Raw genomic sequence first — 14,645 nt, 5'->3', positions numbered from 1 at the left:
ACTATGGCGTTGGTTAGCCATAGTGCTATTTGGTTTCTTTTCCTAGGTGAGTTTTGCTCAACGCTGACTTTCCAACTAACGTCATTTCAATTGATTAATTTAGAAAAACCCTACAGAAGAAGGACGCGGTAATGCACCGTCAGTCTAATGGACATAATAAATCCCTTAAGGGATAAACAAATGGAATAAGACAATGAATTTGCATGAATACCAAGCCAAACAGCTGTTTGCAGAGTTCGGTTTACCTGTGCCAGAAGGCTACGCTTGTGAGACACCACAAGCAGCAGCTGAAGCCGCTGGTAAAATTAGTGGTGATAAATGGGTTGTTAAATGCCAAGTACATGCTGGTGGCCGTGGTAAAGCCGGTGGCGTAGAACTGCACGATAACAAGGAAGGTATCCGTGAATTTGCTCAAAAGTGGTTAGGTAAGCATTTAGTCACCTACCAAACGGATGCAAATGGACAACCAGTAACCAAAATCTTGGTAGAAGAAGCCTCTAATATTGCTAATGAACTGTACTTAGGTGCTGTGGTAGACAGGACATCACGTCGAATTGTCTTCATGGCTTCAACGGAAGGTGGTGTTGAGATTGAAAAAGTAGCAGAAGAGACGCCTGAACTGATCCATAAGGCTGCTATCGATCCATTGGTTGGTCCACAATCTTACCAAGCAAGAGAGTTAGCTTTCAAACTTGGCTTAGAAGGCAACCAAATTAAACAGTTTGTACAAATCTTTATGGGCTTAGGCAAAATGTTTGCCCAGTATGACTTAGCCTTGCTAGAAATTAATCCACTCGTTATTACTGGTGAAGGTGATTTACTTTGTCTTGATGGCAAAATAAACATTGATGCCAATGCTCTTTATCGCCAACCAAAATTACGTGAAATGCACGATCCATCTCAAGAAGATGAACGAGAAGCACATGCGGCTCAATGGGAGCTTAACTATGTTGCTCTTGATGGTAGCATTGGCTGCATGGTCAATGGTGCAGGCCTTGCTATGGGAACTATGGATATTGTCAACTTACATGGCGGTAAACCAGCTAACTTCCTTGACGTTGGTGGCGGTGCAACAAAAGAGCGAGTGACAGAAGCATTTAAAATTATCCTTTCAGATAGTAATGTGAAAGCGGTATTAGTGAATATTTTCGGTGGTATTGTCCGCTGTGACTTGATTGCTGACGGTATTATTGGTGCTGTTGAAGAAGTCGGTGTAGAAGTGCCTGTGGTTGTCCGCTTAGAAGGTAATAACGCTCCGTTAGGCTCACAAAAATTAGCAGAAAGTGGTTTAAATATCATTGCAGCAACGTCATTGACAGAAGCTGCTGAAAAAGTTGTTGCAGCTGCGGAGGGCAAATAATGTCAATATTAATTAATAAAGAGACAAAAGTTATCTGCCAAGGTTTTACTGGCGGTCAGGGTACATTCCACTCAGAGCAAGCGATCGCCTATGGTACGCAAATGGTTGGAGGGGTATCACCAGGTAAGGGGGGTCAAGTACATCTCGGATTACCGGTATTTAATACTGTGCGCGATGCTGTAGAAACAACCGGTGCTACGGCTTCGGTCATTTATGTTCCAGCACCATTTTGTAAAGATGCTATTTTAGAAGCGATTGATGCTGGCATTAAGCTGATCGTTACTATTACTGAAGGCATTCCAACACTTGATTTACTGGATATTAAAGTACGTTTAGATGAATCTGGTGTTGTGATGATTGGTCCTAACTGTCCTGGCGTCATTACACCGGATGAATGTAAGATTGGTATCATGCCTGGTCATATTCACCAAAAAGGCAAAGTCGGTATCGTATCGCGTTCGGGTACATTGACTTATGAAGCTGTAAAGCAGACAACAGATGAAGGCTTTGGCCAGTCGACTTGTGTTGGTATTGGTGGTGATCCAATTCCAGGTTCAAACTTTATCGATATTTTAACTTTATTCCAAGATGACCCTGAAACAGAAGCGATCGTTATGATCGGTGAAATTGGTGGTACCGCGGAAGAAGAAGCAGCAGCCTATATTAAAGAGTATGTAACAAAACCAGTGGTGTCATACATCGCAGGTGTTACAGCGCCTCCGGGTAAGCGTATGGGTCATGCTGGTGCTATTATCTCAGGCGGTCAAGGCACGGCTGATGATAAGTTTGCAGCTTTGGAGGCCGCTGGCGTAAAAACGGTGAAAAGTTTAGCGGATATTGGTAAAGGTCTGCGTGAAATCACGGGTTGGTAATTCAATTAATAATCAAAAATGTTCAACGCTGTTATCGAGAGTTTTAACAAACTAGGGTAGCCAGCTATTTTTTACGATTGAGACTAAACGGGATAAAAAATAACCCCCGATTCAGGATATGAATCAGGGGTTTTTATTTTTATCACTTATTCGTATACCTGATAGTCAGGAATGAATTAGTTGATGATTTTTTCTTCAGCTTGAGCTGCTTGGTCAGCTTGAATTGCTGTTAGTGCAACTGTGTAAACGATATCGTCTACTAGTGCGCCGCGAGACAAGTCATTTACAGGCTTACGCATGCCTTGAAGCATTGGACCGATAGATACTAGGTCTGCAGAGCGCTGTACCGCTTTGTATGTTGTGTTACCAGTGTTTAGGTCTGGGAATACAAATACTGTTGCTTTACCTGCTACTGGAGAGTTTGGTGCTTTAGAAGCAGCAACGTTTTCCATGATAGCAGCATCGTACTGTAGAGGACCATCGATAACAAGATCTGGACGTTTTTCTTGTGCTAGCTTAGTTGCCGCACGTACTTTATCAACATCAGCACCCTTACCTGATTCACCCGTAGAGTAAGAGATCATTGCTACGCGTGGGTCGATACCGAATGCCGCTGCAGAATCTGCAGATTGGATTGCGATTTCAGCCAGTTGCTCAGCCGTTGGATCTGGGTTGATTGCACAGTCACCGTATACAAGTACTTGATCAGGCAGAAGCATGAAGAAGATTGAAGATACGATTGATGCATCAGGTGCAGTCTTGATGATTTGGAATGGAGGAACGATAGTATTTGCTGTGGTATGAACCGCACCAGATACAAGGCCGTCAACTTCACCCGCTTCAAGCATCATTGTGCCAAGGAAAACAGAATCTTCTAGCTTCTCACGAGCAACTACTTCCGTCATACCTTTCGCGCCGCGTAGCTCAACTAAACGAGCAACGTAGTTTTCACGAACGGTTTCAGAATCGATGATCTCAACGCCAGCGCCAAGTTCAACACCTTGCTGCTCAGCAACACGGCGGATTTCTGCAGGATTACCTAGAAGTACACAAGTTGCGATACCGCGTTCAGCACAGATAGCTGCAGCTTTAACAGTACGTGGCTCATCACCTTCAGGAAGAACAATGCGTTTTGCCGCTTTACGAGCAAATTCAGTTAACTGGTAACGGAATGCTGGTGGGCTTAGACGACGGATACCTTGAGTACCTTCAGATAGAGAGTCGATCCATGGACCATCGATGTGACCAGCAACGTGATCGTTGATGTATTCAATACGCTCTTTATCATCGGCAGGAACTTCTAGGCTAAAGCTTTGTAGGTTTAGCGAAGTTTGCCAAGTATTACCATTTGCTTTGAAGATAGGTAGGCCACTTTCGAATGCTGGCTTACATAGGTCCATCACTGATTCAGGAATATCGTAACCGCCAGTCAGTAGAATAGCGCCGATTTCAACGCCATTTTTTGCCGCTAATGCAGCAGCAACGATAACGTCTGGACGGTCTGCTGAAGTTACTAGTAGAGAACCTGGTTTGAAGTGCTCAATCATGTGCGGTAAAGAACGTGCACAGAAAGTGATGCTCTTAATACGACGAGAGTTGATATCACCTTCGTTAATAACTTCTGCATTAAGGTGCTTAGCCATATCGATTGCACGAGTTGCAATTAGGTCGATACTCCAAGGCACACAACCTAGGACACGGATAGGGCTAGAGTTGAAAATTTGCATAACTTCGATGTTCGCTTGAGTTGCGCCATCTGAGCCATCAAAGATTTCAGATAGGTCTGGACGAGTACGACCAGCCTCATCAACAGGAGCATTAAGTTTATTAATAATAACGCCTGAGATGTTTTTGTTTTTTGTGCCACCGAAGTTAGAACAAGCAATTTCAATACGCTCTTTAAGTTGAGTCGCATTGTGCGTGCCTGGAGTAGCAACAAATACGATTTCAGCACCTAGCGTTTTAGCAATTTCCGCATTCACTTGGTTAGCGAATGGGTGCTTACGAGTAGGAACTAAACCTTCAATTAGAGTGACTTCTGCTTCTGTATTGATCTGGTTGTATCGAGCAACAACTTGCTCAAGTAATACATCCATTTTCTCGCTACCAATTAACGCTTCCGCTTCTGACATTGGCGTTGGCTCTGCGATACGAACGTCGCTTGTAGCAGCCATGATAGTAGAAGTTAGATCAGGTTGATCACCACCGCTACGAGGTTGAGCGATTGGTTTGAAGAAAGAAACACTAACGCCTTTACGCTCCATAGCGCGAAGAACACCCATGCTAACGCTGGTTAGACCAACACCAGCACTGATAGGAATAAGCATAATAGTACGAGACATAAATAAGAAACCTTTAACTATGTAAACTATATCGAAAAAAGCTCAACGACATGCTCTTTAATTAGAGTTGCAGTTGAGCCTTAGAGAATATGCCTATGTAACCAATATAGGGGGGAGGCTACACAGACATCATTATTAGATACCTGCTAATTCAGCGGTATCTTCTGCGATTACTAGCTCTTCGTTAGTTGAGATAACCATTGCAGGAACACGGCTGTCAGCAGTCGTGATTGTACCTTCACCGCCGAAACGTGCTTTAAGGTTAGCTGCGCCGTCTACTTCGATGCCGAAGATAGCTAGGCGGTTAAGAACCATTTCACGGATTGGAGCCGAGTTTTCACCGATACCACCAGTGAATACGATAGCGTCTAGACGACCTTCAAGCGATGCAGTGTAACCAGCAACGTACTTAGCTAGACGGTGACAGAATACATCCATCGCACGAGTTGCTTCAGCTTTCTCGCCGTAGTTGTCTTCAACGAAACGACAATCTGAAGTGATTTCAGTTAGACCTTGTAGGCCAGACTCTTTAGTTAGCATGTTGTTGATTTTTTCAACAGAGTAACCAAGAGTGTCGTGTAGGTGGAAGATGATCGCAGGATCGATATCACCACAACGAGTACCCATTACTAGACCTTCTAGAGGTGTTAGACCCATAGATGTATCAACAGATTGACCGTTCTTAATAGCACATACAGATGCGCCGTTACCTAAGTGACAGTTGATGATGTTTAGTTCTTCAACTGGCTTCTCAAGAATGTTTGCACATTCACGAGTAATGAATAGGTGAGAAGTACCGTGCATGCCGTAACGACGGATCGCGTGATCTGTGTATAGGTTGTATGGAAGAGCGTATAGGTACGACTCTTCAGGCATTGTTTGGTGGAAAGCAGTATCAAATACAGCAACGTTTTTCAGTTCAGGGAAGTTGTGCTGTGCTGCTTTAATACCAATGATGTGAGCAGGGTTATGAAGAGGAGCAAGTGTTGCACAGTCTTCGATACCTTTTAGTACTTCATCAGTAATTAGAGCTGATTTTGTGAATTTCTCACCACCGTGAACAACACGGTGACCGATTGCTGCAAGGTTTGCTGCAAGTTCAGGTTTTGAAGCAATAATAGTCTCAACCATGAACGCTAGAGCTTCTTCGTGTGCTGCGCCATCACCAAGTTGTGCTTCGTGCTTACCATCAAGTTTCCATTTGATGCGAGCTTCTGGAAGGTGAAGACATTCTGCTAGACCTGTTAAATGCTCGTCACCAGAGACTGCATCAACAATAGCAAATTTAAGAGAAGAACTACCGCAGTTTAAAACTAAAACCAGCTTAGACATGAGTGCTACCTGTTTTGTTCGACTGATAAAAATCAGTTAAAAGTGAAAATTAATTGCAAGATTGAATCTTAATTCAAGCCTTGGTCAAAATTATATCAAATTCCGTATAGTGGAGATGAATTTTTACAAAAAAACACCTGTGCTTTCCTTGCAAAAGCTTACTTAGAGTTGCCTAAAGTTAAAATAACAGCAACAATAAGATTAAGATGTGCAAAGGATAGCGATATTGGGTAAATATAACAAAAAAAATTTAATTAATATTAACTTTAATCAATTTTTTGCGTTTTTAGTTGAACTTTTCAACTTAATTTTAGAGCGAGGACGATATGAACAATAAAGTCGGATTAGCCCACAGTTTAAAAGATGGTCAAAGTTATATGGAACTTTGGCCAATGAGAAAAGAGCTGACAGCACTTTTTCCAGAGCAACGTATTATCAAAGCAACCAAGTTCGGTATCAAGGTTATGCCTGCGATTGCCGCTATCAGTGTTTTGACTCAAATGGTTTTTCAAAATAGTCAGGCTATGCCACAAGCTGTCGTTGTCGCATTATTTGCATTAAGTTTACCTTTGCAGGGTATGTGGTGGTTAGGTCATCGCTCAAATAGCCCTTTACCACCAAGCCTTGCTGAGTGGTATCGAGAGTTGCATGCGAAAATCCTTGAATCTGGATGTCGTTTAGAACCACCTAAAGCACAGCCAAGATATAAAGAGTTAGCGGGAATTCTAAATCGCGCCTTTAAACAGCTCGATCGCTCAGCCTTTGAGCGTTGGTTTTAAGTCTCCTCAGCCTACAAACACAATAGTATCCACGTTTACTCTTTCATTGTACGAAAAGGTAAAACGTGGACTTTGTCTAACGCATTCATAAATTAAATGAGCAGAGTAAAAGCTAAAAGCAAACTCGAAGTCTTTAAGCTAATGTATCTCGATGCTGATGAATGATATCAACAATCGGTTGAGCTTTTTTAAATGTACGAATTTCTCTAAATAAGGCATCAGCTTGTGGGTATTGCTGGCGTAAGTAGGCAAACCATTGTTTTACTCTATTCGGGTAATATAGCCCTTTGTCACCTTTCATTTCGAATTGCGAGTAGTAGATCAATAAATCGACCACCTCTTTCCAAGGCATAATGGCTTGGTTGTGTTTAACAACATTACCAAGGTTTGGGACATTAAATGCACCTCGACATACCATCAGCGAATCAACACCGGTTGTTTTGATACAATCTTGTCCATCTTGATAGTTCCAAATCTCCCCATTGGCAATTAAAGGAATCGAGCTTCTTTGGCGAATTTTATCAATATACTGCCACTTAATTTCTTCTGCTCTATAGCCCGCCGATTTTGTTCTCGCATGTACAGTTAGCTCATTTGCTCCAGCTTGTTCGATAGCATCAACAATTTCAAAGCAATCATCAGGATTATCCCAGCCTAAGCGGATTTTGGCACTAACCGGAATATGGTCAGGTACCGCGTCACGGCAGGATTTAATGACTTGATAGATAAGTTCAGGGTGCTGGAGTAGAGCAGCGCCACCACGACTTTTATTGACCATTTTAGCTGGGCAACCAAAGTTAAGATCGATCCCTTTCGCACCTAATTCAGCAGCACGAATAGCATTTTCTGCCATCCAGTTAGGTTCTTGCCCTAAAAGTTGAATATGGATTGGCACACCAGATCGGGTAGCAGAACCTTGTAGCAGTTCAGGGCAAAGGCGATGAAAAACATGATCAGGAAGGACTTGGTCGACAATGCGGACAAACTCAGTAACACAGAGATCATAATCATTAATTTCGGTTAGGATTTCTCGCATTAAATGATCAAGAACGCCCTCCATTGGGCCTAAAATAACTCGCATAATTCATCGCTCTAAAAAGAAGAGGCGAGATTGTAATAGCTGAGTAGGAAAATGTCACTCTTAGCAGGTTTAATCATAACGTAAAGGCTATAAAGCTTGTTGATCTGAACTCTATCGCTATAATTCTACCCAACTCAATTCAGATACTAAGAAGATAGAATAATGCAACTAATCACATTACCAGCCGATTGGCAGGGGGAAAGCGCTTTATATATTGAAGGCGCGATATTGGCTTCTAATATGGCAACAAAACCTCTTGAGCCTGAAACTTGGTTACCGTTAGTGGTTGGTGAGCAAAGTGAAAATATTAACGCTGCCGTCGTTGAGCGTATCAATCAGCAGTACAACCTACTTAAGCGCAGCGAATATGCTCTTGATAGCCTATTAGCTGATTCTGTCACCGATTTGGCAGTATACGCGGAAGGCTTTATGGTCGTTTGGTCGATGGTAGAGGCGCATTGGCAAGAAGCTCAGGTCGGTGATGGTACTCTACGTATGCTACAAGCTCTACTCACCACTTTTATGCTTGCCGTCGACGAAGAGGGCACTCAGCAAGCGATGATTAGCGCAGGGATCGATACGCCACCTCAGTTAGCTGATTTTATGGGTCAACTTGATGTCATGATCATGGAAGTCACACTCGCTGCTGATGAGCTAATGCTTGGCGCAAAGGCACAAAGTGTTAATCCATTTAAAGATATTGGTCGTAATGATGCCTGCCCATGTGGGAGTGGTAAAAAGTTTAAACAGTGTTGTAGTTAGACTAATCGCAGTCAATAGCGGTGATAGGGTTTTTGCTTGGTATAAATCTATACAGAGGATAAAATTTATACCAACCAATTAATGAACCGTTCAGATTATATATTTTTAACGAGAAAGAGCACTAGATGCTGGTTGTTAAGTACATAAATGGGCATGGAAGCCTATTTGTGCTGTTTAACGGGTTTTACAAACTGAGCAACTAAGATGATAGCCAAAGCGACTAAATTGCCAGCAAAAATAATCACTAACCATTGCGGCATTGATAGTGATAAAAATTGCCATACCACTTTGCTGCAGTCTCCATAGGCCTCAAACATCCAAGGTACCCACTGATTGAGCGGTGCCCAGTTAGGAAAAGTAACAAAAAGATCGCAAGTGGCAAAAGGTGAAGGGTTAAACTGAAAATCCACATGTTGCTGCGCCAGTAGCAGCCCTTTATAGCTACTTAATCCCCAGCCAGCTAATCCAATCCAACGTATAAAAGCATTATTCGGTGCAATCATACCCACTAAAGCAGCTGCGCTAATACCTAGCATTGCGACACGTTCATAAATACACATCACACAAGGTGGCAGCATCATGACATGTTGAAAAAATAGGGCGCATGCCTCAAATGCCATTATGCAGATGAAAAGTAGTAACCAAGCTAAACGGCTACGAGAAAAAGCGTTGATGATACGAAGCACTGTCACAAATAATCCTTTATTCCTAAATAGAGTCACGAAGGTAATTAATAAAGCTCAAGTATATAGAAAGCCATAAAAAAGTTCTGACTAATCAGAACCTTTTTATGAGTAATTGTTCCCTGAAAAATAAAAAATTAATGTCCAATGGGTAGAACTGCGGATAAAGGATCAACGGAATGGAGAGTTAACCATCCCCAGTCATAGAATAAGTGAGTCACGGGTTCGAGTAAAAATTCGATACCAAATAAACCCACTAGGGCGAGTACCACTGTATATGGGAAGGCCATAATGACCATACGACCGTAGGATAAACGGATTAGCGGAGCCAGTGTCGATGTTAATAAAAACAAGAAAGCAGCTTGGCCATTTGGCGTTGCAACCGATGGCAAGTTCGTTCCCGTGTTTATTGCAACGGCTAACAGGTCAAACTGTTCACGACTGATTATTCCTTCTAATAGTGCCGTTTTTACCTCAGTAATATAGACCGTACCAACAAAGACATTATCAGACACCATAGATAACAAACCATTGGCCATATAGAACAGGGCAAGTTGATCATTTTTATCTTCTACAGCAAGCACAGCATCAATGATTGGCTTGAAGAGTTCTTGATCGATGATGACGGCAACGATAGAAAAGAAGACCGTAAGTAGAGCTGTGAATGGCAGCGCTTCTTCAAAAGCTTTACCAAGGGAGTGCTCTTCGATGATTCCGGTAAATGCAGTGGCTAAAATAATAACGGATAATCCGATCAGACCAACAGCGGCTAAATGGAGAGCGAGACCAACAATAAGCCATACTGCGATAGCACCTTGAATGTAAAGCTTTGCTATATCTTGCTTGGTACGGTTCTCGCGTTGTTTATTGTCAAAATCGACTAAAATATGACGCACATTTTCTGGTAGCTCAGCACCATATCCAAAGATTTTTAATTTTTCCACCAAAACGGTAGTCAGTAATCCGCAGACAAAAACAGGAACAGTGATTGGTGCCATTCGAATGAGGAATTCACCAAATAACCAGCCGGCCTGATCTGCAATGATCAGGTTTTGTGGTTCGCCGACCATTGTCATTACACCACCAAGAGCAGTACCAACACCAGCATGCATGAGCAGTGAACGTAAAAAGGCACGATAATTCTCAAGGTCATCACGAGTTAGCTCTGAAATGCAGTCATCAGTTGTATGATCGTGGATGCTAGTAGCGACTGTCCCTGAAGCCACTTTATGATAAATCGCGTAGAAGCCGACAGCCACACTGATAACCACAGCGATAACAGTTAATGCATCTAAAAAAGCAGATAGAAATGCAGCGGTAAAACAGAAAGCAACAGAGAGCATAGCTTTGGAGCGTATGCCCAGTAAGATCTTAGTAAAAATGAACAGCAACAGCTGTTTCATGAAGTAAATACCAGCGACCATGAATATAAGCAATAGCAAAACTTCGATATTAGCAACCAACTCATGTTTAACTTGTTCAGCACTGGTCATGCCAATGGCAATCGCTTCAATTGCTAATAAGCCTCCAGGTTGTAATGGGTAGCACTTTAGCGCCATAGCAAGAGTAAAAATAAATTCAACGACAAGTAACCAACCAGCGGCAAAAGGATCAACAAAGAAAAAGATGAGTGGATTTATGATAAGAAAGGCAATAATTGCAACTTTATACCAATCGGGCGCTTTACCTAAAAAGTTTTTGATAAAAGCATTTCCAAGAGACATCGGCATGTTTATAAACTCTTTTATTAATGGTGAATAGATAACAAAGCATGGTCTAAATAAAGTGAATGATAATAAGCCATCCACAGGCTATGACTTACGACTTAGTCGGTGAAAAGCAGTCACCACCACTTACTAAGTGACTCATTAGTTAATGATTAGATACAGCTCAAGCATAGTCAGAACTTTACTAGTTGTTAACATTTAGTCAACAGCAAATGATGACCATGTCGTATTTATCGCATGATTTAACTCTAAATAAGCATAAATGAACTTAAAAGCTTTCTATGTATAAAGAGCTTTATGTAAAGAAATGAAACAAAATCTAATACTACTACAAGTTTCTTAATGATTGATTCAACTTAAAATTGCATTTTTAGTGTTAAAAAATGTGATCTAACAAACGTTTATTTACAGTTAGTTATGATCTAACACATAAAATTACCAACAGATACTGATAAATCCAACAATAAAGTTGTTTAAAAAAAGTTTTAGAGTTATTGCTCTATTGTTGGCTATATGTGCCATTTGGTGGTGTTTGCTTTCCGCTAACCACCAACTGGTGGTATGATGAGTTATATCATTCCAATTTATTAAAGCGGATAACACTGTAAATGGTTATTAAGGCAAAAAGCCCTGCAGGATTTGCAGAGAAGTATATTATTGAAAGTATCTGGAATGGTCGTTTTGCACCAGGGTCTATCTTACCTGCGGAGCGAGAGTTATCAGAACTGATTGGTGTGACACGAACAACGTTACGAGAAGTGTTACAACGTTTAGCGCGTGATGGTTGGTTGACGATTCAACATGGTAAACCAACGAAAGTAAATCAATTTATGGAAACCTCAGGGTTACATATCTTAGATACATTAATGACGTTAGATGCTGATAATGCGACCAGTATCGTGGAGGATTTATTAGCGGCTCGTACTAGTATCAGTCCAATATTCATGCGTTATGCTTTCAAAATTAATAAAGAAGACTCTGAAAGAATAATCGAAAACGTTATTGTATCTTGTGAGCAATTACTTGCCGCTGAATCATGGGAGCAGTTTGTCGACTCATCACCTTATGGCGATAAGATCAAACAGACAATTAAAGATGATAACGAGAAAGATGAACTAAAACGACAAGTGATTCTCACCTCTAAGACCTTTAACTTTTACGATTATATGCTTTTCCAACGTTTAGCCTTCTATTCTGGTAATAATATCTACGGCTTAATTTTTAACGGTGTTAAAAAGCTTTATGACCGTGTAGGTAGTTATTATTACTCAAGTCCTGAGGCACGTGAATTATCATTAAAATTTTATCGTGACTTATTACTAATTTGTCAAAATGGCAATCGTGAAGCTTTACCAACACTGATTTACCAATACGGGGTTGATGGGGCGCAGATTTGGAATGAAATGAAAAAAACATTACCAACAAACTTCACTGAAGATGACAGTTAATTAGAACGTCGGATATAAAAAAAGCCTCTTAGAGGCTTTTTTGTTTTAGTGTACAGCTAAATTCAGAAAGCTGAATTACATAACACGCATACCTGGCTGTGCGCCTTCATGTGGCTCTAAGATCCAAAGATCACTACCGCCAGGACCAGCCGCTAAGATCATGCCTTCAGACATGCCAAACTTCATTTTACGAGGTTTTAGGTTTGCCACCATAACGGTTAGCTTGCCTTCTAGCTCTTCAGGTTTGTATGCTGATTTGATACCAGAGAATACTTGGCGTGTTTCACCACCGATATCCAGTTGGAACTTAAGTAGCTTATTTGCTTTTGGCACTTCTTCACAAGAGATGATGCGAGCAATACGCATATCAACTGCTGCAAACGCGTCAAACTCAATTTCATCAGCAATAGGCTCTTTGTCTAGCTCTGTTTGGCTTGCTTGCTCTTTTTCTGCTTCTGCTTTTTCTTTTGCAGCGGCTTCTGCTGCAGCATCTTCTTTAGAAGACTCGATCATTGCTTCCACTTTCTTAGGGTCAATACGGCTAAATAGCGCTTTGAACTTAGTAATTTCATGGTCAGTTAGTGGCGTTGCAATACTTTCCCATGTTAGTTCTTCATTTAAGAAAGCTTCAGTACGTGCGGCAAGCTCTGGCATTACAGGCTTTAAGTAAGCCATTAATACACGGAATAAGTTGATACCAACAGAAGAGACTTCTTGTAGCTCTTTCTCTTTGCCTTCTTCTTTTGCTAGAACCCAAGGTGCTTTTTCATCGATGTACTGGTTTGCTTTGTCAGCAAGAGCAGTAATTTCACGAATAGCACGACTAAATTCACGAGTTTCGTATAGCTCGCCAATACGCTCAGCAGCAGCAACAAATTCATTGTAAAGCTCAGGTTCTGCAAACTCAGCTGAAAGTTTCCCTTCGAAGCGCTTAGTAATGAAACCTGCGTTACGAGAAGCAAGGTTTACAATCTTGTTTACAACATCAGCATTAACACGTTGAGTGAAGTCTTCAAGGTTCAAATCAAGATCGTCAATACGGCTGTTTAATTTTGCTGCGTAGTAGTAGCGTAAGCATTCTGGATCTAAGTGATTTAGGTAAGTACCTGCTTTGATGAATGTGCCTTTCGACTTAGACATCTTAGCACCGTTAACCGTTACATAACCGTGGACGAATATGTTGTTTGGCTTACGGAAACCAGCGCCATCAAGCATTGCAGGCCAGAAAAGAGAGTGGAAGTAAACAATGTCTTTACCAATGAAGTGGTAAAGTTCAGTTGTACTATCTTGCTTCCAGTACTCATCAAAATCAAGATCATCACGTTTATCACATAGATTCTTGAAAGACGCCATGTAGCCAACAGGAGCATCTAGCCATACGTAGAAGAACTTATTTTTTTCGCCTGGGATTTCGAAGCCGAAGTAAGGCGCATCACGTGAGATATCCCATTGTTGCAGACCCGACTCGAACCATTCCTGCATTTTGTTTGCAGTTTCATTTTGTAGAGAACCAGAACGAGTCCACTCTTTAAGCATGCTTTCAAACTGAGGCAGATCGAAAAAGAAGTGCTCTGAGTCTTTCATTACTGGAGTTGCGCCAGAAACCGCCGATTTAGGGTTAATTAGCTCGGTTGGGCTGTATGTCTCACCGCAGTTATCGCAGTTATCGCCATACTGATCTTCTGACTTACACTTAGGGCAAGTCCCTTTTACAAAGCGATCGGGTAGGAACATTTCTTTCTCAGGATCGAAAAGCTGAGAAATAGTACGGCTTGAGATGAAACCGTTCTTTTTAAGTTCAAGGTAGATATGAGAAGCCAATTCACGGTTCTCATCACTGTGTGTGCTATGGTAGTTATCGAAGCTGATATCAAAGCCAGCAAAATCTTTTTGGTGCTCTTCGCTAACAGCAGCAATCATCTCTTCAGGTGTGATACCCATCTGCTGAGCTTTAAGCATAATCGGCGTGCCGTGAGCATCGTCAGCACAGATGAAGTTTACCGTGTTACCACGTAAGCGTTGGTAGCGAACCCAAATATCAGCTTGGATATGCTCGAGCATATGACCAAGGTGAATTGAACCGTTAGCATACGGAAGGGCACAAGTTACCAGCATTTTTCTTGGATCAGTCGCCATACTTAATATTTCGCTTTACTAGATGAGGATAAATAAATTAGGAATCAATACTACCTTATGCATGGCTTGACTCCAAGTTATCAGAAGGAGTAATCCCATAGTTTTTTAAGGGTTCTTTATAAA

The 14,645-nt window shown here is 41.5% G+C and carries 11 protein-coding genes; 5 read left to right on the top strand and 6 right to left on the bottom strand.

All coding sequences use genetic code 11. The features are described from left to right. Positions 1–193: 193 nt before the first annotated feature. Positions 194–1,360 carry an ADP-forming succinate--CoA ligase subunit beta gene (sucC, locus tag BCU68_RS02015; RefSeq protein ID WP_102563107.1) on the top strand — a complete coding sequence of 389 codons (1,167 nt, stop codon included), beginning with the start codon at positions 194–196 and terminating at the stop codon, positions 1,358–1,360. Then, positions 1,360–2,232, top strand: a complete 873-nt coding sequence (gene sucD / locus BCU68_RS02010) for a succinate--CoA ligase subunit alpha (protein WP_102563106.1) — start codon at positions 1,360–1,362, stop codon at positions 2,230–2,232. Before sucC ends, sucD begins: the two co-directional genes overlap by 1 nt. A 176-nt stretch (positions 2,233–2,408) precedes the next feature. Here the strand turns inward: sucD and pta are convergent, their stop codons facing one another. Together pta and BCU68_RS02000 are read right to left on the bottom strand one after the other, a co-directional pair. Then, positions 2,409–4,574: a phosphate acetyltransferase gene (gene pta / locus BCU68_RS02005; protein WP_102563105.1), complete on the bottom strand. Its 2,166-nt coding sequence runs from the start codon at positions 4,572–4,574 to the stop codon at positions 2,409–2,411. A gap of 135 nt (positions 4,575–4,709) precedes the next feature. Further along, positions 4,710–5,906, bottom strand: coding sequence for an acetate kinase (locus BCU68_RS02000; protein ID WP_102563104.1), 1,197 nt, complete (start codon positions 5,904–5,906; stop codon positions 4,710–4,712). A gap of 326 nt (positions 5,907–6,232) precedes the next feature. Between BCU68_RS02000 and yfbV the strand changes: the two genes are divergently transcribed. Then, on the top strand, positions 6,233–6,685 hold the full coding sequence (yfbV, locus tag BCU68_RS01995; protein ID WP_102563103.1) for a terminus macrodomain insulation protein YfbV: 453 nt from the start codon (positions 6,233–6,235) through the stop codon (positions 6,683–6,685). A gap of 133 nt (positions 6,686–6,818) precedes the next feature. Here yfbV and dusC read toward each other — a convergent pair whose 3' ends face one another. Further along, entirely contained in the window at positions 6,819–7,766 is a 948-nt protein-coding gene (gene dusC, locus BCU68_RS01990) for a tRNA dihydrouridine(16) synthase DusC (RefSeq protein WP_102563102.1), read from the bottom strand. 162 nt (positions 7,767–7,928) lie between these two features. On the opposite strand from dusC, the gene BCU68_RS01985 reads away from it, so the two are divergent. Continuing rightward, a complete protein-coding gene (locus tag BCU68_RS01985) occupies positions 7,929–8,528 on the top strand; it encodes an SEC-C metal-binding domain-containing protein (protein WP_102563101.1) in 600 nt (199 codons plus the stop codon). A 161-nt stretch (positions 8,529–8,689) separates the two neighbouring features. On the opposite strand, the gene dsbB is transcribed toward BCU68_RS01985, so the two are convergent. Together dsbB and nhaB are read right to left on the bottom strand one after the other, a co-directional pair. Next, on the bottom strand, positions 8,690–9,220 hold the full coding sequence (dsbB, locus tag BCU68_RS01980; RefSeq protein ID WP_102563100.1) for a disulfide bond formation protein DsbB: 531 nt from the start codon (positions 9,218–9,220) through the stop codon (positions 8,690–8,692). Between the two features lie 128 nt (positions 9,221–9,348). Next, complete coding sequence (nhaB, locus tag BCU68_RS01975; protein WP_102563099.1) at positions 9,349–10,941, bottom strand: Na(+)/H(+) antiporter NhaB; 1,593 nt, start codon at positions 10,939–10,941, stop codon at positions 9,349–9,351. Positions 10,942–11,546: 605 nt separating this feature from the next. Here nhaB and fadR point away from each other — a divergent pair. Beyond that, on the top strand, positions 11,547–12,386 hold the full coding sequence (gene fadR / locus BCU68_RS01970; protein WP_102563098.1) for a fatty acid metabolism transcriptional regulator FadR: 840 nt from the start codon (positions 11,547–11,549) through the stop codon (positions 12,384–12,386). 75 nt (positions 12,387–12,461) lie between these two features. Here fadR and metG read toward each other — a convergent pair whose 3' ends face one another. Continuing rightward, complete coding sequence (gene metG / locus BCU68_RS01965; RefSeq protein WP_102563097.1) at positions 12,462–14,522, bottom strand: methionine--tRNA ligase; 2,061 nt, start codon at positions 14,520–14,522, stop codon at positions 12,462–12,464. Positions 14,523–14,645: the final 123 nt, after the last annotated feature.

Origin of the sequence: Vibrio sp. 10N.286.49.B3, assembly GCF_002873395.1 — a bacterium.
Lineage (GTDB): Bacteria > Pseudomonadota > Gammaproteobacteria > Enterobacterales > Vibrionaceae > Vibrio.
Note: the sequence above shows the minus strand (reverse complement) of the source record. Positions and strands in the feature narration are given on the sequence as shown.